The following is a 19,369-nucleotide window of genomic DNA, read 5'->3' on the forward strand; positions in this document are numbered from 1 at the left end:
TATTACATTTAATTAAGAATCGAAACAATAACTTTTATTTTTTTTTGACAAAATTGCAAACTATTTATTATCAATAATAATTATTCAATAAAAAAATCCCGCCACAATTCGACGAGATTTTGGTTTAATTATTCTTTTTCTTCATTTCCATTAAGCCTCTCCAGTAGTTCAAATGGACGGACTTTAAACGCTTCATACGGTATGCATTTTCCTTTCATTGCATCCAATACTCTTGGAATGAATTTTCCCCGTTTTATATATTGTTTAACATTTACTGAGTTGATTTTGATAAAACGAACATCTTTTGTCTCAATAGATGTTTTTGGATATCCTCCAATACTTTTTCCTAGAAAGACAATTGAAACTGTATTTCCATTAGAATATACTCCGCTTACACCTTGCAATTTTACTATTATACCTGTCTCTTCCACAATTTCTCGACACAGTGCCACGTCAAGTGTTTCATCATCATCTACTCCACCTCCAGGAAGTTCCCACGTATCTGCTCTCCAAAAAGTTTTTACTAGCAATGTTTCATTTTTTTCATTTGTTATATAACCGCTTACCGTTACTGTTTGTTTTGGAGAACTGTATGCTCCTGTTGAAGTCAGAAAGTCTTTACGGATGTCTAAAAAAAGTTTTCCTAATTTCTGAAGTTGAGATTTTGCACGTTGATGCATTTCATCACTTAAAACTCTTTCTTCAATTTTTACATACTCTTCATAACTGGGATACTCCCAAATTGCTATGATCTCTTCTTCTGACACTGTTACCCAACGACCGATTAATTTTGCACCGTTTTTCAAATGATTGGGGTACAAATATTCATGAAAAAATTTATTAAAATCACTGACTTTTTCAGGGAGAACTTGAAAAGTTTCTCTTATATAAAACATATTTCTCCTCACTTCATTTTCCTATTTCTTTATTTTACGTAAACAAGAAAAATAAGTTCGGGATGATAGTTTTATTAAAAACATTTTGTATTTTTTTCATGGTTTCTCCTGTTCATCCCAAAAACGTTGGCAATGATTTTAAACAAACTCTATCCACAGTTCTAATTGTTTCACTGCTTCTTGATTGAAAACCCTCATCGGTTCCAACAGTATTTCACCTCGCTGCCGCTTAATCTCTCTTGCCAAAAGTGGGATATCATCAAACAAACCTTCATTAATCAAGTTCTCTAAGGTCCGCATTCTAAAATACTCGTTCTCCAAGGTATTAATTTCAAAATGCTCAATTAACATCTCAACCCTTATATCCAAAGGAAACTCTCTCACGTTATCAACCTCCAAATATTTATTGTTATTTCATATTATCACTAATAGAAGAATTGCTGGGAATCTTATTTCATCTGAAAAAATTACCGATTAATCGTTGTCATGTTTAGTAACCATTTTCCATAAAGTCAATGTGTTCCTATTAAAAATTAAAAATCGCTAAATGCTGAAACGTCTGGTGAGTTTTAGTGAGGAGGGAAACACGTTACCTCCTTCAAAGATAAACAGGCACTAAACGTGATGCACAAGTGGAACAGCAGCGCTATCGAACGTTCGTGCGAGGGCAAGTATCTAAAAAGCACTCTTAACCTATTATTTAATAATAATTCTAATGCTATGTTACAAATGATTAAATATATGAACATTCATAGGATACACGAAAAATAGGACCTCCAATATTGAAAGTCCCATTCGTTTTATTCCCAATATATTTTAATTTCCCTTCCAAGTGAAAGGACCGATTGGGACAATCAATTACCAATATACCGTTTGAGGAATTGTACAATTTCCGTATAGGCTGTAATCTTATTCTTAAGTTTTTCAAAATGATGCCCCTCGTCTCCGAAGCGAATAAATTCAACTGGATGATTTCGTTCCTTTAATTTATTGACCATTTGCTCGGCTTCTTTTATTGGAACGCGTGCGTCGTTTTCCCCATGGAGAACCAATAGTGGAGAGGTGATTCGATCTGTATGATTCAATGGATCAATTCTATCAAAAAATTCTCCGTCTCCTTCTATTGTGCCATATTCAGCCTCCCTTTGTTTCTTACGCCAGGGGCTTGTTGTTTTGAGGAAGGTTTTAATACTCGAAATTCCAACAATATCAATGGCGGCAGACCAATACTTAGGAAAATGGGTAATGGAAGCAAGAACCATAAACCCTCCATAGCTGCCGCCCATGATCGAAATCTTTTCAAAATCGATGTTCCGATTCACCTTTAGCCATTCAACTAAATAAACCAAATCCTGTACAGCGTCCATTCTTTTACGAACATCATCAAGATGGGTGTACGTTTTTCCGTAACCTGTACTACCCCGAACATTTGGTGTACAAACTGCATAACCAATGTTTAATAAGTATTGCAGAATTGGGTTGTAAACAGCACGGCTTTGGCTCTCGGGCCCACCGTGAATATAAAGGACAACAGGCTGTTTCTTTGTGGGGTTTTTTGGCTGATAGTAAAACGCCGGAATTTGGAGTTTGTCGAAAGAATGAAAGGTGATTAGTTCCGGCTCAATCAATCTCTCGTTCAGAGCTGGCGTGCGGGATACATATGTAAGCCTCTCTGCTTGAATGGTCCTAAGATCAAGTTCCCATATATCGGGTGGATATGCCGGACCATTAAATACATATGCTAATTTTTGATTATCAGGCGAAAATTTCAGATTGGATATAACACCTATTGGAGTTTTCCATGTATAAAGATAACTTGTCTTTAAGTCTAAGATTACGCCCTTGGAAATTCCTCCCTCATTGATCGTAAAAGCCAACTTATTTTTATCCTTATTCATTTCTAAATTTTCAAAATCCCACTCTCCGAGTTCCAGCCAAACGAAATGTTTAGTCTGTAAGTTGATAAGAGCAAGCCCAAAAAATTCTCTGTCTTTATTTGATAATAAATAGATATGATCTCCATCCTTATTAAAATGGGCATTTTTAAAACTTGCTTCACCTGCATGTTCTGTGACCCAGTTCAGTACCCCAGTTGAAAGATCAAGCAAACCTAAATTATTATCCAGAGCTGAATTTGTCTTTTGAATCAAAAGGGATTTTCCGTCAGGAGACCATTTAACTGCTGCAAACATCCCATTTTCGCTGTACACTAGACGAATTTCCATTGTTTCGAGATTTTGTATATATATATCCAAATATGACGGATTACGGCGGTTACTGGACCAGGCAATCCATTTTCCATCCGGGGAGCTCCCACCATAAACATGAACATGTTCTGGCGAGTTCGTTAGATCGATTAGCGTACTGTCCTTTTTTAATAAGTACAATTGCTGCTTTTCATTTCCCCCTACATCCATCCCGATAATTAGATTGGAGGTACCGTTTACATATTTAACAAGGGTAATACTATCCTTTGTAAAAGATAATTGGGCAGGCCAAGCTTCCCCCCGGTCGAGCTCCCATACCTGTGGTAAACCAGTATAATCCGCAATAAAACTTAGCTTGTTACCAACAGGAGCATATACTGGATTTTTTGCAGTACGAACATGTAAATAAGGTTCCAAACTAATAATAGCCATAAAAATCCCCCATTCAAGTAAGAAATAACAATGGTTCTCTACACATGAGAACCATTTAAAAGGTCAAATGAAATAAGACGGGATAAAACTCTCCAATCCATTTTATTTAACCGAAGGGGAATTATGCCCTATTGAGATATAATACTGTTATTTAATTAATGTTCTCCTTTTTTCGATATAAGAAACCATTACTCTCTTAATTTTGTTACTTTTACCTGTCTCACCAAAGCTTCTTCTAAAAACCCTTCCTTGTAGGATAACATCCACTAATATCCTTAATTTAAGTAAATTATTATCCACACGATTTGATCAACACTTTTGTTGACTAAAATAAAAAAGGCCAATACTTTGATTTACACAAAGCATTGGCCCATTAGGCTTTTAATTGATACCGGTGGTCGGGGTCGAACCGACACTCCAGAAGGAACACGATTTTGAGTCGTGCGCGTCTGCCAATTCCGCCACACCGGCAAAACTAGAATAAAAAATCCTGATAGATAAACCAGGAATTAAAAAAGCACGATTTGGCAGGGGTAGTAGGAATCGAACCCACACCAAAGGTTTTGGAGACCTTCGTTCTACCTTTAAACTATACCCCTATAAATGGTGGAGGGGGACGGATTCGAACCGCCGAACCCAGAGGGAGCGGATTTACAGTCCGCCGCGTTTAGCCACTTCGCTACCCCTCCACATATTAGAAGTTAAAAAAATGGCGGAGGAAGAGGGATTCGAACCCCCGCGCGGTTTAACCCGCCTGTCGGTTTTCAAGACCGATCCCTTCAGCCGGACTTGGGTATTCCTCCATTATCAGAACATAAGCCATGAAATATCTTTGGTAGCGGCGGAGGGGATCGAACCCCCGACCTTACGGGTATGAACCGTACGCTCTAGCCAGCTGAGCTACACCGCCAAAAATCATATTTTTAGAAAATCTCTCATGGTCGGGAAGACAGGATTCGAACCTGCGACCCCTTGGTCCCAAACCAAGTGCTCTACCAAGCTGAGCTACTTCCCGAATACGAATGGTGCCGAGGACCGGAATCGAACCGGTACGGTAGTCACCTACCGCAGGATTTTAAGTCCTGTGCGTCTGCCAGTTCCGCCACCCCGGCAAAATCTAAATACGTATTCTTTTCCATACTTGGAAAAGAATATATGGAGGCGGCAACCGGATTTGAACCGGTGGTAAAGGTTTTGCAGACCTCTGCCTTACCACTTGGCTATGCCGCCAAATATTATGGAGCGGAAGACGGGATTCGAACCCGCGACCCCCACCTTGGCAAGGTGGTGTTCTACCACTGAACTACTTCCGCAAATAATGGTTGTATGGTGCGGGTGAAGGGAGTCGAACCCCCACGCCTTGCGGCGCCAGATCCTAAGTCTGGTGCGTCTGCCAATTCCGCCACACCCGCATTTTATATTCTAGCAATCTAAAATAAAGAATTATAAAGGTGCCGGCTAGAGGACTTGAACCCCCAACCTACTGATTACAAGTCAGTTGCTCTACCAATTGAGCTAAACCGGCATAAATGGTGGAGGATGACGGGATCGAACCGCCGACCCTCTGCTTGTAAGGCAGATGCTCTCCCAGCTGAGCTAATCCTCCATATATAACACCTTAGCAACGTCCTACTCTCACATGGGCATAGCCCCAACTACATTCAGCGCTGAAAACAATTGTTGTTTTTAAAATATTCTGTCTACTAATCTAGCAGCATTTATTATTTTAACATAACAGTCATTCGAAATCAACTTCATTCAAAATGTTTTTCAGAATCTCTTGTGAACAAAGGACATTTCGTTTCAGCGACAATGATTATGATACTATCTCTACTATAGTTCGTCAACAATTTATTTTACCATTTTTTTAAACACTAGAAATGTATTTACCCTCCTATCCTATTTGTCACAAATTCTTCTCTGGTCAATCGCTTTTTTACCTTATAAACTACAACATGTATACGTGTGCTTTCTATAGAACAAATGAAAAATAATGAGGTGCATGAAAATGAAACAAACTGTTGTTCAAACCATTGCAGTAACCTTTTTCACAGTAATTATGGCCTATGCATTGAACACCTTTCTTATTCCACATAAAGTATTGACTGGTGGAATTACAGGGATTGCCATCATCATAAACAATTATCTACCTATAAACACTGGTTGGATTATACTTACTATTAATCTACCTTTATTTATATTAGGCTATTTTTCTTTGGGCAAAAAATTTATGTTTTTAACTGTTTATTCTGTAATCCTGTTGTCTTTTTCAATGAAGATTATTCCTGTTCATGCCTTTAGCGATGACATATTGTTATCGAGTGTGTTAGGTGGTGTACTATTCGGATTGAGTGTTGGCGCAAATATTCGTGTAGGTGCTTCAGCTGGAGGTGTGGATATTATCAGTTTAATTTTAGCCAAAAAGAAGGAAATGTCTGTTGGCTTTATCATTACTTGCTTAAATTATGGCATTGTACTAGTTTCTGCTCTCGTTTTTGGGGTTGATAAAACACTTTATACTCTTTTTGCAATATTTGCATCCGGGAAGGCAGTTGATTCTGTTCACACAAATCACACTAAACTAACGGTTACCATCGTAACAGAGAAGTGGAAGGAATTGAGTGAAGCATTAATTCAATTGCATCCACGGGGAATCACGATGACAGATGCCGAGGGAGTTTATTCCCATCATCCAAAAAAAGTGCTAACAACGGTCATTACGAAATACGAGTTATCAGAAACGAAAAAAACCATTCAAAAAAATGACCCGTTAGCATTTGTCCATATTACTAAAGCGATTGAAGTGATGGGGAAATTTCGAAGAGATTAAAAATAGGGTTTAGATCATTTTTTTTGAAAAAAATAATTTAGTAAATCATTATTTAAGGAGATGCTGCTAAATTGAGTTTTTACCCTCAGAAAAAAGAGGAAAACAACCGTTTCGTTACTTCGGTTGACCAAGAACTATTAGAGGATTCAAATCAAAATGAGAAATTACCAGAGTTCGATGAAATTGGCACTGCCCTGAACGATATATATTCACACTAAAAAACCCTTTGCAACAATAGGACATTGATATTATCCCCTTTAAGTAGACAGTGTAAAAAACCCATGTGTATAGCGTGGGTGTTACACTAATACTTGGAGGGGATATTTCTATGGCTAAAAAAGGACAACAATTTCAAAGGTATACAAATGAATTTAAATTAAATGCTGTAATGAAATATGTAAAAGGATCTAAAAGTTATAAAGTATTGGCGGATGAGTTAGGAATTTTAAACTGTACTCAACTAAAAGTGTGGGTAAAGAAGTGGGAAAAGGGAGAGAAATTTGAAGAACGAAGTGGAGTGTCTAATCCATTAAAAGGTCGACCTCGTACTAATTTTAAGTCAGTAGAAGAAGAAAGAGATTACCTAAAGGCACAGGTGGATTATTTAAAAAAGCAGTATCCAAATCTAGTAAAGGAGGAGAAATCCCCCAACAGAGCAAGTATGAAATCATAGAAGGATTAAGGGATGTCTATCCAATCACATGGTTATTGGAAATCGCTTATATTAAAAGAGCAAGCTACTATAAATGGAGGTCCACTCAATTTAAACGCGATGAAAGAACAAAACAAGACCAAGATATATGTGAACACATGATGGGCATTCATATACTTCATCCCGAAGTTGGCTGCCCTCGTATGACCTATTTGTTAAAGGAAAATGATTATAAGATTAATCATAAAAAGGTGTACCGATTGATGAAAGAAATGAACATCCAGTCTGTCATCCGAAAGAAAAGAAAGCGCCATGGTCATACTCCATCCGTAATCCATCCGAATCGCCTAAAGAGAAAATTTAAGGCAACAGGACCTAATCAAAAAATGGTAACGGATATAACATATGTCTCAGATGGTAAGCAATTCTATTACCTATCGGTAATTCAAGATCTATTTAATAATGAGATTGTGTCATGGGAACTTTCGAAACGAAACGACCTTGAACTTGTTTTGAATACAGTAGAAATATGGACAAAGAAAAAAGACGTAGCTGAAGCTGTTCTCCATTCGGATCAAGGCTTTCAGTATACGTCTAAGGGATACAACAATCGATTAGAAGCATACAGCATTAAGGGCAGCCACTCTCGCAAAGGAAACTGCCTGGATAATGCTTGCATTGAATCCTTCTTTTCGCATCTCAAAACAGAGAAGTTGTATATTGAACAGTGTAAATCAGAAGTGGAGATACGACAAGCGATTGAGGATTATATTTATCATTACAATTACAAACGTATTCAAAAGAAACTAAAACAACGCGCGCCGATTGAATATCGACACGCGTTGGCAGCTTAGCTTTTTTATGTTGTCTACTTGACAGGGGTAAGACCACATGCTTATTTTGCAAAGGGTTTTTTGTTACCTTTTGATTGCCTTTATTACAACAGCTTCACCTTGAAAGGAAATCATTTCATCTGCCTCGATAACGATTTTAAATTTATTTTTTATTTTTTGAGATGCACCTTTCATGTATTCCGCCAATTTTTCCTTTTCGTCTTGAGGTAAGTTCATCCGGTTACACCAAGGATCGAAACGGAAGATTTTATCAAAACGATGCCATTCATAAATTTCAAAACCAGACATTTCAAGCATGCGGAGCCACTCACTCTTCTTCCAGGCCCGGTTATGACTGTAATCACGCCATTTTTCAATTGTATTATAAAATAGATCGAAATCATCTTCTTCAGGAACGACATTATCATCAAGCAAAAATTGACCATTTTTCTTAAGAACACGATGTACTTCTTCAACGAATTTTTTTACATTAGGAAAATGGTGTGGGGCAATCCTGCATGTCACAATATCAAAACCCTCATTTGGAAAAGGAAGATTCTCCGCGTCTCCTTGAACAAAATCTATATTTCGATGGCCATTCCCTTTTATAAATTTTTCTGCTGCCGTTAACATCTCAGGTGTCAAATCCACTGCCGTTACTAGTTTCACATATGGAGCAAAGGCATTTGCAGTATGCCCGCCTCCTGTCGCCACATCCAGCAGCGTTTCTTCCCCTATTATGGATGCCATTTCCCTCAGCTTCACCAAGTCTTTTCCATCTTTATGAATGGTACTGCTTACATACGAATCAGCACTTTTTCCAAATTGATTTTGAACATCATTTTTGAGATCCATGTTTCATCCCCCCGAAATTCTCTTTATAATAAAACTATAAAGCAGATACTTCATAAAGAAAATTACAGGTAATTTATGATTTACAATAAGAAAAAGTTATTGACCTTAATTAATGAAGTTCTAGTACGATTGGGCAATGATCACTCCCCATTACATCGCAATGAATATCAGCCTTCTTGAGGCGCTCGCACAATTTTTCTGAGACGATAAAGTAATCAATCCGCCAGCCAATGTTCCGTTCACGGACCTTACTCATGTATGACCACCATGTATAGGCACCTTCCTGGTTCGGATAAAAGTGACGATAGCTGTCTACAAATCCTGCTGAAAGTAAGGAGGTCATCTTCCCACGTTCTTCGTCCGTAAAGCCAGAGTTTCCTACATTTGATTTTGGATTCCGTAAATCGATCTCATGATGGGCGACATTTAGATCACCGCAAAGAATAACGGGTTTTATTTCATCTAATTCTTTCAAGTGCTCTAGAATTAGATCCTCCCAGTCAAGACGATAACTGATTCTGGCTAAATCTCGTTGCGAATTTGGGGTATAGACATTAACCAAGAAAAAATCTTCAAACTCTAAGGTGAGAATTCGACCTTCCCCTTCCTCTTCATCCGTTCCAACTCCATATCTTACAGACAGTGGTTCGTTCTTTGAAAACACTGCAGTACCGGAATAGCCTTTCTTAACCGCGTAGTTCCAGTATTGGTAATATCCATCTAGGTCTAGATTGATTTGCCCCTCCTGTAATTTTGTTTCCTGTACACAGAAGATATCTGCATCCACTTCTTGAAAATAATCCAAAAAACCTTTTTTAACGCATGCTCTAAGACCATTTACATTCCAAGACACTAGTTTCATTTTAACCATTCCCTCTCCCTTGCTGGCTTGTATTTCTCTATATTAAAAACGAGAAAAATTATTCAAATAACTAGGAGACATTTTATCAGTTTGGGACCGAGAGGGAAAGTAATCCGTTTGAATAAATAAAGACAGCACTCAGCTGCCTTTTTCATGGAACAATGTGTTTTTTAATTAATCTTCCTGCAAATAGTTCAGAAACGGGAACTATTTTAATATTTCTTTTTTTAATTTCATCCATTGATTCAAATATTCCTATCGAACAAACTTTTCCGGTGGCCCCTACATGGCCAATGGCAATTCCTTGTCCTTTGATTTCTGTGACTTTTGCAAGTCTGACCATTTGTTTTCTAACATAGGCAGAAGAAGAAATATCATCTAGAAATACGTCTCTTTTTAGCAGGGGCACTCCTAGCTCATTAGCAATTTTAGGGAATTTTGTTCCCGGGCTTGTTCCACTGTCGATGATAAATAAATTTCTTTCTTTAGCAACCTCAACGATTACGCGTACAATTTCTTCATCTTCAACAGCCAGTGACCCCATATGATTATTAAGCCCAACCGCGTACGGTACACTTTTTATTGCTTCCTCTACCCTCTTCCTAACTTCTTCAGGAGAGAGATCAACCGTTATCGGCTTTGGACCAAGCCAGGATCTTTTGCCTCTTTTCGGCTCCATAGGTAAATGGATCATGACTTCAAAACCGTTTTTGTGAGCCCATTCCGCATGTACTTTGGAGTTTTCCGTAAATGGCATAACAGCTGCAGTGATCGGAATATCTCCTTCTAAGAAATCCTGGACCCCGCCGGTGCCTCCGCCAAAATCATCGATAATAATCGCTGCTTTAAGTTCTTTGGTTTCCTTTTTTTCTTCTGAAGCATTAGTGTGAAGTGGAAATAACAGAAATGGTATTATCATTAACATAAACTTTTTCATATTGACCCCCAAAAATAAACTTTGAGGTTAATTTGCCCTTGAAAAATCTCAATAATTCTTATAAAGAAAAAAGAGAGCTAAATTAGCCCTCTCGTGGAAATTATTCTACATCAAAAACCTTTACTTCTACCATTTTATCGCCATTACGCATTGATTTCGCAGTTTCAAGACCTGATGTTACCTGACCAAAAACAGTATGAACACCATTTAAATGCGGCTGTGATTCATGAACGATGAAGAATTGGCTGCCACCGGTGTTTCTGCCTGCATGTGCCATAGATAACGAGCCTGGTACATGTTTGTGCGGATTTCCTTCCGTTTCACAATTGATTGTGTATCCAGGTCCACCCATACCTGTTCCAGTCGGATCCCCACCCTGACTTACAAAACCAGGAATAACGCGGTGAAAAACAACTCTATTGTAAAAGCCTTCATTTGCTAGTTTTTCGAAGTTAGCCACTGTTCCCGGCGCTTCATTAGCAAACAAATCAAACTCAATCTTTTCGCCGTTTTCCATCAATATGTATCCTTTTTTAGCCATTTGAAAACACTCCTTTATGTAAAAATCATTTTTATCATACACTTTTCGGTAAAGAATTGAAAGTTTAGGCACTTAAATTTTTCTTCGCCCATTCATATTTCCACTACAATTATGGTAAAATAAATATACCCCTTCCGAACATTCGCTTGTTGCGGGACACTTAACCACTGTACGGACGGAAGGGGCTCTAATGCTTTAAAAAGCTGGTATTACAAAAGCCGGGACATATGTTTCGGCTTTTTATTTTTACCTATTTTGTTTTGCATTCCCTTCATAAAACAGCGTAATGATGGTTAAGAACAACAAATACCCAAAAAAGGTGTAAAAATGCTGCCACCTTTCAGTATGAACAAACAAGCCCAGTATTTCCGCTAATTTTTCAAAAATAGGCATCAACAAGCTGGTAAAAAGAATCACTCCTGCTTTCCCCCATTTATTTACCTGTGAAATGCAGCGCAGAAAAATCATCACAAGAATTGGAAGCCCTAATAACGTAAAGGCAATATTAATTGAGAAAATTTCCGGAAATGGTCTCTTCGGAAACTGATAGAGTTGTTTTCCAACAAAATATAAATCTAAATACGTTCCAAGCAAGGAGGCAAGGGCCATACAAGCAAGATAACTAAAAGATAATCGCTTTTTTTGCAAGGGTTGCAAGCTCGAGTCGTTCGAGTGTTTTACAGTAGTCATTTTTTATCTCCCCATCAATCACTTCATCGTCTTCTTTTAAATAATCAACAACGCGCCAGTCTTTGAACCAATCCCCTTTTTCAGCTTCTTCCTGGCTAACATTTTTCCACGCATTTTCAAGGCTAGGACTATAAATCTTTCTTGTTCCGGATTTTAACTGACAGGATTTCAAGCGAAGCTGATAAGGAAAGCCAGGCATCCCTTCATTTACACTATTAAAGATATGCGGCCAGTAATCCTTTCTCGACCCCGTGTGCGGATGGCTCTTTGCCCACTCAAGTGCCTGTTGGTGAATTTCCTTATTTTTAAAAAGAATGGTATACAGCTTTTTTCCAAGTAAAATCCGCTCGTGTAGTGATTCGAACTGGTGAAGTGTTTGTCCCGCTAATTTCTTATTTCCATATGGAAAGAGGATATGGTTAAAAGAGAGCCAATCTTGAAGCATAAATTCGAATTTGTTTAATACTTCCTTTTGATAATACGGATTTTGAACCATTCTTTTTTCGAGATAGCTTTGTTCATTAATAACCATTGAGATCGTATGGATATAGGTATCTTGAATACGCCAAAACTGGTTCCAAATGGTTTCCATAAAGGTAGAAATGTTTAAAAAAGTAAATAAGTGAAACAATGGTTTTCTTTGCCTAATACTTTCCTCATAAAGCAAAAATTGTGGATAAACGTCTTGAAAAATAAGCCAGTTGCCTCGCTCCAAAAAATGAAAAAATAAATTTCGGTCTTTTTTTGCCATCAATCTTGTTAAAAATTCACCCTTTAGATCTGTCATATTCCAGCCGCCATTTCGCGAAACCATATGACCGAGAAAGGCCCATTGGATTTCCGGATGGTGAAGGTAAAATTCAAGATAGGCCTTTGTTCTTGTAACATTATTAAGATTATGTTCCCGTGTTTTGCTTCTAATTTGTTCTAACAATAAAACTTCACCCTTTGATAACGGTGAGGCTGATGGCAAAATTTCGCTTTTTTTCTTTAATTCTTCCTTTATACTTTGAAGCTGCGTTTTCACTCGATATCGTCTAAATAAAATAGCTCAATACCTCCCTTACGAATTCTCCTGCCGATATGTGAATATGTATAGATGAGAATATTTTTCGGGGAGAGGAATGAGGAATTTGTATGATTGATACGAAGGTAGGCATTGATTGGATTATTGATATGCTTCGAAAAGACCAATCTCCCGACGGCTCATGGGACTATCCATTTGAAACAGGCATTTCCACAGATGCTTATATGATCATATTATTACGGACATTGGAAATTAATGATGAAGAATTAATCCAAGGACTTACAAAAAGGATATTAAGTAGACAAGCAAAAAATGGTGCTTGGAAGCTTTTTTATGATGAAGGGGACGGGAACCTGACGGCAACAGTTGAGGCTTATTATGCGTTGTTATATTCCGGATCCTGCCAGAAAGATGATAATCGTCTGAGTGCAGCAAAAAAGTTTATTTTAGCCAATGGCGGTTTAGAAGAAGTCAGTATGTTTACAAAAGTCATGCTCTCTTTGACAGGACAATACAAATGGCCGGCATTTTCCCCGCTGTCAATTGAAGTGGTTCTTCTACCGCTGTATTTTCCGATAAACTTTTATTCGTTTTCTGTTTTTGGCCGAGCAAATCTTGCACCCATTATGGTCCTTGCGGATAACAAATTTTCAATGAAAACAAATAGAAGTCCCGATCTGTCACATTTACATTTACATCGGAATGATATCGATCAATGGACTCGTTCCAGCAATTTTCGGTCATTATATTCTTTTATCGAGGATGGAGTTAAAAATTTATTAGGTTTACCTGAGCAGCTTCACCAGTTGGCCATCCAAAGAGCAAAAAAGTATATGCTTGATCGAATTGAGCCTGACGGTACATTTTTAAGCTATTACAGCTGTACGTTTTTAATGATTTTCGCCTTATTATCGCTAGGATACAAAAAAACAGATTCTATCATTACCAATGCAGTTAAGGGAATTAAATCGATGATGTGCGAAATTGATGGATTCCCCCATATGCAATATACAACTGCCAACCTTTGGAACACTTCATTAATTGGCTATGCTCTGCAAACAGCTGGGGTAGCGCCTGATGACCATATGGTTGATAAGGCAAATCGTTACCTGCTAGATCGACAGCATCATAAATTTGGGGATTGGGTGATTCATAATCCGAAAACGATGCCAGGCGGCTGGGGTTTTTCCGATATAAATACCATTCTTCCTGATGTGGATGATACGTCCGCTGCACTCCGGTCTATTTCTAGGATTGCCCCTTCCAAACTACAAGCTTGGGAAAGAGCAATCACTTGGCTCCTATCGATGCAAAATGATGATGGCGGCTGGGCTGCTTTCGAAAAAAACATCAATTCAAAACTATTGCAGTTTCTCCCAATCGAAAAAGGAGAGTTTTTACTAGCAGACTCATCCTCTGCAGATCTTACCGGACGAACACTTGAATTTTTCGGCCAATATACTAATTTACCAAAGGATCACACTACCATTAAAAGAGGCATCCGTTGGATTTTGAAAAACCAAGAAAAGGATGGCTCCTGGTATGGCAGGTGGGGAATTTGTTATCTTTATGGGACATGGGCAGCGATCACAGGACTAAAAGCAGTTGGCGCACCCTCGGATCATTCTTCAATACAAAAAGCTGTTAATTGGTTACGTGGGATACAAAACAACGATGGCGGCTGGGGCGAATCCTGCCATAGTGATAGTAAAAAAACGTATGTTCCATTACGAGCAAGCACGTTAACACATACAGCCTGGGCGCTTGATGCCCTGATTTCTACAGCAGAAAAACCGACAACTGAAATTCAAAAGGGAATCACCTATTTATTAGCCTCAATCGAAAAAGAGGATTGGACGACTGATTACCCAAAAGGACAGGGCATGGCAGGAGCCTTTTATATTCACTATCATAGCTACCGTTATGTATTTCCATTGTTAGCTCTTTCACATTATCATAAAAAGTTTGAATGAAACAAAAGAAACATCGACGGCTAGCCTTCCCATCGATGTTTCTTTATATAAAAGTGTTGTTTTTTTGTTCTATTATTAATTAGCGGGATTAACTAAACTATATGGATTATTATCATACGAAAAAAATAGAATTAATATTTTTGATAAATTAACTAAGATTGAAAATAAAGACATTATGAAGGACTAATCTCATTTTTAGATCACCCGGTTTGGCCTTCATCCCACTTATGAAGGACTAATCTCACTTTTTGATCACCCGGTTTGGTCTTCATCCCACCTATGAAGGACTAATCTCACTCTTCGATCACCCGGTTTGGCCTTCATCCCACTTATGAAGGACTAATCTCACTTTTTGATCACCCGGTTTGGTCTTCATCCCACCTATGAAGGACTAATCTCACTCTTTGATTACCCAGTTTGGCCTTCATCCCACTGATGAAGGACTAATCTCACTCCTTGATCACCCGGTTTGGCCTTCATCCCACCTATGAAGGACTAATCTCGCTCTTAGATCACCCGGTTTGGTCTTCATCCCACCTATGAAGGACTAATCTCACTCTTCGATCACCCGGTTTGGCCTTCATCCCACCTATGAAGGACTAATCTCACTCTTCGATCACCTGGTTTGGCCTTCATCCCACTTATGAAGGACTAATCTCACTCTTCGATCACCCGGTTTGGCCTTCATCGCACCTATGAAGGACTAATCTCACTCTTCGATCACACGGTTTGGTCTTCATCCCACTTTTGAAGGACTAATCTCACTCTTTGATCACCCGGTTTGGCCTTCATCCCACTTATGACGGACTAATCTCACTCTTTGATCACACAGTTTGGTCTTCATCGTACTTATGAAGGACTAATCTCACTCTTTGATCACCTGGTTTGGTCTTCATCCCACCTATGAAGGACTAATCTCACTCCTTGATCACCCGGTTTGGCCTTCATCCCACTTATGAAGGCCTAATCTCACTATATAATCACCAAAATTGTCCTTCATCCTTCTTTATTTAAGAATCAAATCCCATTAGCCTCATTTTAAAATAAATTCAGTGAGCTGTTTATAAATCGCAATGATTTCATCCACTTTCATTCTAACAAGCCCGCTTGAAGACGGTGCAACAAAATCAATCACTCCTGGAACCACAGACTCGGGCTGCTTTCCCCACGCAGCCACTTTTCGGCCACTGTACTGCTGATATACACCTTTTCCAACGAAACAAACAACCTTGGGCTTATATTGTTTAATTTTTCGCTTTAAAACCTCCCTGCCCTCTTTATACTCTTCCTTCGTAATTTCATCTGCTGCTTTCGTAGGTCTTTCCACAATATTGGTAAAACCGTATCCTATTTCTAACAGCTTTGCGTCTTCAGCTGCTTCATATTTCCGCGACGTTAACCCAGCTTCGAATAAAATCTTCCAAAATCGATTGTTAGGGTTGGCATAATGATGTCCTAGTTCACCAGAGCGAATACTTGGATTAAAGCCAACAAATAAAATAGTTAAATCTTCTTTTAGGTGATCACTGATTGGTCTCATGTGACTTCTCCTCAAAATCATTTTTAATGTTTATTTTATCATTATTTTTCAAATTCTTTTTAGAGTAAACTTAAAAATATCAATAAATAAAAGACCAAATCACGGGAAGAATGGTCTGCTTAATTAGTTTCGATTATTAGTGTTGTTTCCTAATTGAGCTGTTTCTATGAAAGATTTCAGCCATTTATCCATTCAATTTCAAAAAAATAAGGGCCGCAACATGGAGCGGCCCTAATAATATTAAAATGAATTAAATACATTTTAATATTTCAGCAGTTGGTTCATAAAAAAAGAGCAGCATATTCATCATTTCACTTCATCCAGCTGTAAGTATAGCTGATTACGTTCGTTTTCCCTCAGCTCTATTTCATGATAAATTTTTTGGAGGAATTCCAGCTCACCTTCCGCTTCAAGTTTTTGTTTTAGAATATTAATTTCTGTTTCAATTAGCTCAATTTTTTTCTCAATATAATCCACCCGAACGTGTTCTTCCACCTTTTTCTCTATTGGAAGGTTTAATTTTTGGATTCTTGGACTGGCATCTTGGTTAACCTTGATTTCCTCTAACTTCCCTTTAGCCCAATCATAGTTACCATCAAAAAAGTATACGCCCCCATCTTGAAGCCAATAAATTTTATTAAACATTTTATTGAGAAAATATCTGTCATGAGAAACAGCTAGAATCGTACCATTAAACTGTTCCAGTGCTTCCTCCAGTACTTCACAGGAATCAATATCTAAGTGATTTGTCGGTTCATCCAATATTAACAGATTAATATCCTGGTACATCAGCTGGGCAAGTCTTAGACGCATTCTCTCACCGCCGCTCAACTGGTTCACCTTACGAAACACTGCTGGCCCATAAAATAAAAATCGAGCTAAAATATGGCGGGCATCTCCTTCATTAACGACCACCTGAGAGCGAAAGACATCGATAAGCTGCTCATCGCCTATGTCTTGGAATACATGCTGTGATAAATAGCCCACCTTTACATTACTTCCGACCTTGATGATTCCTTTGTCTGCTTCCACTTCTTTCAAAATCATTTTTAAAAGAGTCGATTTTCCTGTTCCGTTTTCACCAACAATCGCTGTTCGATCCTTAAATTGAACGAGCATGTTGACGTGTTCGAATAGAATTCGATTTCCAAAGCTTTTCGACACATCCTCTAAAACGATTGTCTCCTTACCGCTTCTGTCATTCGCTTCAAAATCAATCGTCATTTTCTTGACATCCATTTTGGGGCGATCAAGTTTTTCGATGCGGTCAAGCGCCCGCTGCATATTGGTTGCCCGTTTATGCAGGGCAGCACTCGGCGGATTGGAGCGGTTTGCCCAGTCTCGCAACCGTTTAATCGCTTCTTTCATCTTTTTAATTTTTCGCTGCTGTTCCTGATACTCCTTAAATTCGCGTAAAAGTCGTTCTTCTTTCTCTTTTACATAACCGCTGAAATTCGTTTGGTAAATATCAATTTCCCCATCCTCCATTTCTAATACCTTTGTAACGACCTCATCTAAAAAGTACCGGTCATGGGAAATAAGAATAATCGTACCTGTATAATCCTTAAGGAAAGAACCCAGCCATTCAATCGCCTTTAAATCTAAATGATTTGTAGGTTCATCGAGTAATAGAAGCTCAGGATTTTTCAGCAAACTAAGACCTAGACCAACTTTTGTTTTCTCACCGCCGCTTAAAGCGGAAAAGTTTTTTTCCAGCAAATCCGTAATGTTCAAGCCGTTGGCAATACGGTCTAATTGCGCGTCCATTTCATATCCGCCGTTAAGAATAAATTCATCTTGAAGCTTTCCATATTGATCCATTAATTTTTGCAGATCATCAGGGTGGCGTTCTTGCCCCATTTCACTTTCTAATTGCTGAAGCTTCACTTCAGTAGCTATCAATTGATCAAAAGCAGAATTTAAAACTTCCCTGGCAGTTAATTCAGGAAAATCAGGAATCTGTGCTAAATAACCGATTTTTAGACCCTTTTTCCAATGTATAACCCCTTCGTCCACAGACTCCTGATTGGCTAACAGCTTTAATAACGTCGTTTTTCCGCCGCCATTACGACCAACGAGGCCGACCCGGCTTCCTTCTAATACCTCAAATGATAAACCTTTAAAAATAATAGTACCGCCAAATGATTTTGCTATATGGTTCACACTACAAGTGATCATGTTCATTCTCCTCTTTTATAAAAAATTAAGATGAACATCTCTCCAACGTAAAGTAAGCCGCGGGCATCTTTAATAACCCGCAGCTTTAAAAATTGGCATAAAAACGAGAGTGCGGGCGATGCACTCTCTTCATACCTATTTATAGTGGGTAAAGAGATGTGTTATCGTTCTATTTTCAATATGCAATTTCGTAAAAAGGGCAAACTTCCCCCTTGGAAAACTACATCATGAAAAATTGCACGATAAATAGTAAGCGCTTCAAGCCACTGTAAGCGTGCAAAAATAGAACGTTTCATCTCTTCCCCACCTCCGTTTCTAATCAAGTTACATTTATTTTAATTTTTTCCATAGATGATTGCAAGCCTATTTTTTCTGACTTGTCTAAAGGTTGAGAACTTTATTCTGCGGCAATAATTCCGTAAACATGAAATTCTAGGATATCAAGCATATTTCCGCTAAACTTTCAGATGAATTCCGCCAATACCCTTAATGCAGGTACTTTTTCCTGGAAGTAAATCTTCTGCGATAAACAAACTTCCTTAAGTCATCATCTTTTAAGTTCCCATCAAAGATTAAAAATAACAAGGAGCTTAATTCCGGATAATGCTTCATGACAAAAAGGGCGAACTCCTTCCGTTCGCCCTTCAGTTTATTTATAAAATCTGCATCATTTATTATTTCATTAAGCTTCTTCTCATAAAAAGCCTTCGTATCTTCCCACCTTTCCTTACGATTCTCCAAAATATCACGAGCATACACCGGTAATTTGTTAATAACATGATCAATATAGCCTTCCGACCACATGACCATTTTATCCTTTTCAGTAAGTTCAAAGACCATACTCATCAGCTCCAGGGCATCCACTTCAGGGCTTGATGCATACTTACCAACCTTGTTCATCTTTTCACCTCATGAC

18 protein-coding genes and 12 tRNA genes are annotated in these 19,369 nt (G+C 38.2%); 5 read left to right on the top strand and 25 right to left on the bottom strand.

Annotation, left to right across the window (positions count from 1 at the left end; translation table 11 throughout):
• Nucleotides 1-128 precede the first annotated feature (128 nt).
• The 15 genes from QNH20_RS15420 to QNH20_RS15490 form a co-directional block, all read right to left on the bottom strand.
• Nucleotides 129-896, bottom strand: a complete 768-nt coding sequence (locus QNH20_RS15420; protein WP_283918885.1) for an NUDIX hydrolase — start codon at nucleotides 894-896, stop codon at nucleotides 129-131.
• A gap of 138 nt (nucleotides 897-1,034) precedes the next feature.
• Nucleotides 1,035-1,280, bottom strand: a complete 246-nt coding sequence (locus tag QNH20_RS15425; RefSeq protein WP_283918886.1) for a hypothetical protein — start codon at nucleotides 1,278-1,280, stop codon at nucleotides 1,035-1,037.
• A gap of 470 nt (nucleotides 1,281-1,750) precedes the next feature.
• Nucleotides 1,751-3,535 carry a S9 family peptidase gene (locus QNH20_RS15430; protein WP_283918887.1) on the bottom strand — a complete coding sequence of 595 codons (1,785 nt, stop codon included), beginning with the start codon at nucleotides 3,533-3,535 and terminating at the stop codon, nucleotides 1,751-1,753.
• A 389-nt stretch (nucleotides 3,536-3,924) separates the two neighbouring features.
• Nucleotides 3,925-4,006 (bottom strand) — tRNA-Leu (locus QNH20_RS15435).
• 54 nt (nucleotides 4,007-4,060) lie between these two features.
• Nucleotides 4,061-4,134, bottom strand: a tRNA-Trp gene (locus QNH20_RS15440).
• Between the two features lie 5 nt (nucleotides 4,135-4,139).
• Nucleotides 4,140-4,224, bottom strand: a tRNA-Tyr gene (locus QNH20_RS15445).
• 21 nt (nucleotides 4,225-4,245) lie between these two features.
• Nucleotides 4,246-4,338: transfer RNA gene (locus QNH20_RS15450), tRNA-Ser, on the bottom strand.
• Between the two features lie 30 nt (nucleotides 4,339-4,368).
• Nucleotides 4,369-4,445: transfer RNA gene (locus QNH20_RS15455), tRNA-Met, on the bottom strand.
• Between the two features lie 28 nt (nucleotides 4,446-4,473).
• Nucleotides 4,474-4,550: transfer RNA gene (locus tag QNH20_RS15460), tRNA-Pro, on the bottom strand.
• 8 nt (nucleotides 4,551-4,558) lie between these two features.
• A tRNA-Leu gene (locus tag QNH20_RS15465) sits at nucleotides 4,559-4,647 on the bottom strand.
• A 44-nt stretch (nucleotides 4,648-4,691) separates the two neighbouring features.
• Nucleotides 4,692-4,765, bottom strand: a tRNA-Cys gene (locus QNH20_RS15470).
• 8 nt (nucleotides 4,766-4,773) lie between these two features.
• Nucleotides 4,774-4,848: transfer RNA gene (locus QNH20_RS15475), tRNA-Gly, on the bottom strand.
• Between the two features lie 14 nt (nucleotides 4,849-4,862).
• Nucleotides 4,863-4,947 (bottom strand) — tRNA-Leu (locus QNH20_RS15480).
• Nucleotides 4,948-4,987: 40 nt separating this feature from the next.
• Nucleotides 4,988-5,060 (bottom strand) — tRNA-Thr (locus QNH20_RS15485).
• A gap of 5 nt (nucleotides 5,061-5,065) precedes the next feature.
• Nucleotides 5,066-5,141: transfer RNA gene (locus QNH20_RS15490), tRNA-Val, on the bottom strand.
• A 402-nt stretch (nucleotides 5,142-5,543) separates the two neighbouring features.
• On the opposite strand from QNH20_RS15490, the gene QNH20_RS15495 reads away from it, so the two are divergent.
• From QNH20_RS15495 to QNH20_RS15505, 4 genes are all read left to right on the top strand, one after another.
• Nucleotides 5,544-6,365: a YitT family protein gene (locus QNH20_RS15495; RefSeq protein WP_283918888.1), complete on the top strand. Its 822-nt coding sequence runs from the start codon at nucleotides 5,544-5,546 to the stop codon at nucleotides 6,363-6,365.
• Between the two features lie 71 nt (nucleotides 6,366-6,436).
• A complete protein-coding gene (locus tag QNH20_RS15500) occupies nucleotides 6,437-6,583 on the top strand; it encodes a hypothetical protein (protein WP_283918889.1) in 147 nt (48 codons plus the stop codon).
• A 110-nt stretch (nucleotides 6,584-6,693) separates the two neighbouring features.
• Nucleotides 6,694-7,038 (top strand): transposase, encoded by a 345-nt coding sequence (locus QNH20_RS27095; RefSeq protein WP_481857980.1) that lies wholly within the window; start codon nucleotides 6,694-6,696, stop codon nucleotides 7,036-7,038.
• A complete protein-coding gene (locus tag QNH20_RS15505; RefSeq protein WP_481858086.1) occupies nucleotides 7,032-7,871 on the top strand; it encodes an IS3 family transposase in 840 nt (279 codons plus the stop codon). The genes QNH20_RS27095 and QNH20_RS15505 overlap by 7 nt, the downstream gene beginning before the upstream one ends.
• 63 nt (nucleotides 7,872-7,934) lie before the next feature.
• On the opposite strand, the gene QNH20_RS15510 is transcribed toward QNH20_RS15505, so the two are convergent.
• From QNH20_RS15510 to QNH20_RS15535, 6 genes are all read right to left on the bottom strand, one after another.
• Nucleotides 7,935-8,705, bottom strand: a complete 771-nt coding sequence (locus tag QNH20_RS15510) for a class I SAM-dependent methyltransferase (RefSeq protein WP_283918891.1) — start codon at nucleotides 8,703-8,705, stop codon at nucleotides 7,935-7,937.
• 109 nt (nucleotides 8,706-8,814) lie between these two features.
• Nucleotides 8,815-9,567: an exodeoxyribonuclease III gene (locus tag QNH20_RS15515; RefSeq protein WP_283923422.1), complete on the bottom strand. Its 753-nt coding sequence runs from the start codon at nucleotides 9,565-9,567 to the stop codon at nucleotides 8,815-8,817.
• Between the two features lie 151 nt (nucleotides 9,568-9,718).
• A complete protein-coding gene (locus QNH20_RS15520) occupies nucleotides 9,719-10,504 on the bottom strand; it encodes a divergent polysaccharide deacetylase family protein (RefSeq protein ID WP_283918892.1) in 786 nt (261 codons plus the stop codon).
• A gap of 100 nt (nucleotides 10,505-10,604) precedes the next feature.
• Nucleotides 10,605-11,045, bottom strand: a complete 441-nt coding sequence (locus QNH20_RS15525; protein WP_283918893.1) for a peptidylprolyl isomerase — start codon at nucleotides 11,043-11,045, stop codon at nucleotides 10,605-10,607.
• Between the two features lie 246 nt (nucleotides 11,046-11,291).
• A complete protein-coding gene (locus QNH20_RS15530) occupies nucleotides 11,292-11,693 on the bottom strand; it encodes a CBO0543 family protein (protein WP_283918894.1) in 402 nt (133 codons plus the stop codon).
• Complete coding sequence (locus QNH20_RS15535; protein ID WP_283918895.1) at nucleotides 11,668-12,762, bottom strand: DUF2515 domain-containing protein; 1,095 nt, start codon at nucleotides 12,760-12,762, stop codon at nucleotides 11,668-11,670. The genes QNH20_RS15530 and QNH20_RS15535 overlap by 26 nt, the downstream gene beginning before the upstream one ends.
• A gap of 110 nt (nucleotides 12,763-12,872) precedes the next feature.
• Between QNH20_RS15535 and shc the strand changes: the two genes are divergently transcribed.
• Nucleotides 12,873-14,735: a squalene--hopene cyclase gene (shc, locus tag QNH20_RS15540; RefSeq protein ID WP_283918896.1), complete on the top strand. Its 1,863-nt coding sequence runs from the start codon at nucleotides 12,873-12,875 to the stop codon at nucleotides 14,733-14,735.
• 1,033 nt (nucleotides 14,736-15,768) lie between these two features.
• Here the strand turns inward: shc and mug are convergent.
• The 4 genes from mug to QNH20_RS15560 form a co-directional block, all read right to left on the bottom strand.
• The gene (gene mug / locus QNH20_RS15545) at nucleotides 15,769-16,275 is read right to left on the bottom strand and encodes a G/U mismatch-specific DNA glycosylase (protein ID WP_283918897.1); all 507 of its coding nucleotides are present in this window, start codon (nucleotides 16,273-16,275) and stop codon (nucleotides 15,769-15,771) included.
• 306 nt (nucleotides 16,276-16,581) lie between these two features.
• Nucleotides 16,582-18,453, bottom strand: coding sequence for a ribosomal protection-like ABC-F family protein (abc-f, locus tag QNH20_RS15550; protein WP_283918898.1), 1,872 nt, complete (start codon nucleotides 18,451-18,453; stop codon nucleotides 16,582-16,584).
• Between the two features lie 161 nt (nucleotides 18,454-18,614).
• Nucleotides 18,615-18,749 carry an RAxF-45 family protein gene (locus tag QNH20_RS15555; RefSeq protein ID WP_283918899.1) on the bottom strand — a complete coding sequence of 45 codons (135 nt, stop codon included), beginning with the start codon at nucleotides 18,747-18,749 and terminating at the stop codon, nucleotides 18,615-18,617.
• Between the two features lie 190 nt (nucleotides 18,750-18,939).
• Nucleotides 18,940-19,353, bottom strand: a complete 414-nt coding sequence (locus QNH20_RS15560; protein WP_283918900.1) for a hypothetical protein — start codon at nucleotides 19,351-19,353, stop codon at nucleotides 18,940-18,942.
• Nucleotides 19,354-19,369 lie beyond the last annotated feature (16 nt).

Origin of the sequence: Neobacillus sp. WH10 (genome assembly GCF_030123405.1) — a bacterium.
In the GTDB taxonomy this organism is placed as follows: Bacteria; Bacillota; Bacilli; order Bacillales; family Cytobacillaceae; genus Neobacillus.

Bases quoted from the DNA above. Each gene is read 5' to 3' on its own strand.
- QNH20_RS15420 (WP_283918885.1), bottom strand. From the start codon at position 896: ATGTTTTATATAAGAGAAACTTTTCAAGTTCTCCCTGAAAAAGTCAGT.
- QNH20_RS15430 (WP_283918887.1), bottom strand. From the start codon at position 3,535: ATGGCTATTATTAGTTTGGAACCTTATTTACATGTTCGTACTGCAAAA.
- QNH20_RS15495 (WP_283918888.1), top strand. From the start codon at position 5,544: ATGAAACAAACTGTTGTTCAAACCATTGCAGTAACCTTTTTCACAGTA.
- QNH20_RS27095 (WP_481857980.1), top strand. From the start codon at position 6,694: ATGGCTAAAAAAGGACAACAATTTCAAAGGTATACAAATGAATTTAAA.
- QNH20_RS15510 (WP_283918891.1), bottom strand. From the start codon at position 8,705: ATGGATCTCAAAAATGATGTTCAAAATCAATTTGGAAAAAGTGCTGAT.
- QNH20_RS15515 (WP_283923422.1), bottom strand. From the start codon at position 9,567: ATGAAACTAGTGTCTTGGAATGTAAATGGTCTTAGAGCATGCGTTAAA.
- QNH20_RS15520 (WP_283918892.1), bottom strand. From the start codon at position 10,504: ATGAAAAAGTTTATGTTAATGATAATACCATTTCTGTTATTTCCACTT.
- QNH20_RS15525 (WP_283918893.1), bottom strand. From the start codon at position 11,045: ATGGCTAAAAAAGGATACATATTGATGGAAAACGGCGAAAAGATTGAG.
- shc (WP_283918896.1), top strand. From the start codon at position 12,873: ATGATTGATACGAAGGTAGGCATTGATTGGATTATTGATATGCTTCGA.
- mug (WP_283918897.1), bottom strand. From the start codon at position 16,275: ATGAGACCAATCAGTGATCACCTAAAAGAAGATTTAACTATTTTATTT.
- abc-f (WP_283918898.1), bottom strand. From the start codon at position 18,453: ATGATCACTTGTAGTGTGAACCATATAGCAAAATCATTTGGCGGTACT.
- QNH20_RS15555 (WP_283918899.1), bottom strand. From the start codon at position 18,749: ATGAAACGTTCTATTTTTGCACGCTTACAGTGGCTTGAAGCGCTTACT.
- QNH20_RS15560 (WP_283918900.1), bottom strand. From the start codon at position 19,353: ATGAACAAGGTTGGTAAGTATGCATCAAGCCCTGAAGTGGATGCCCTG.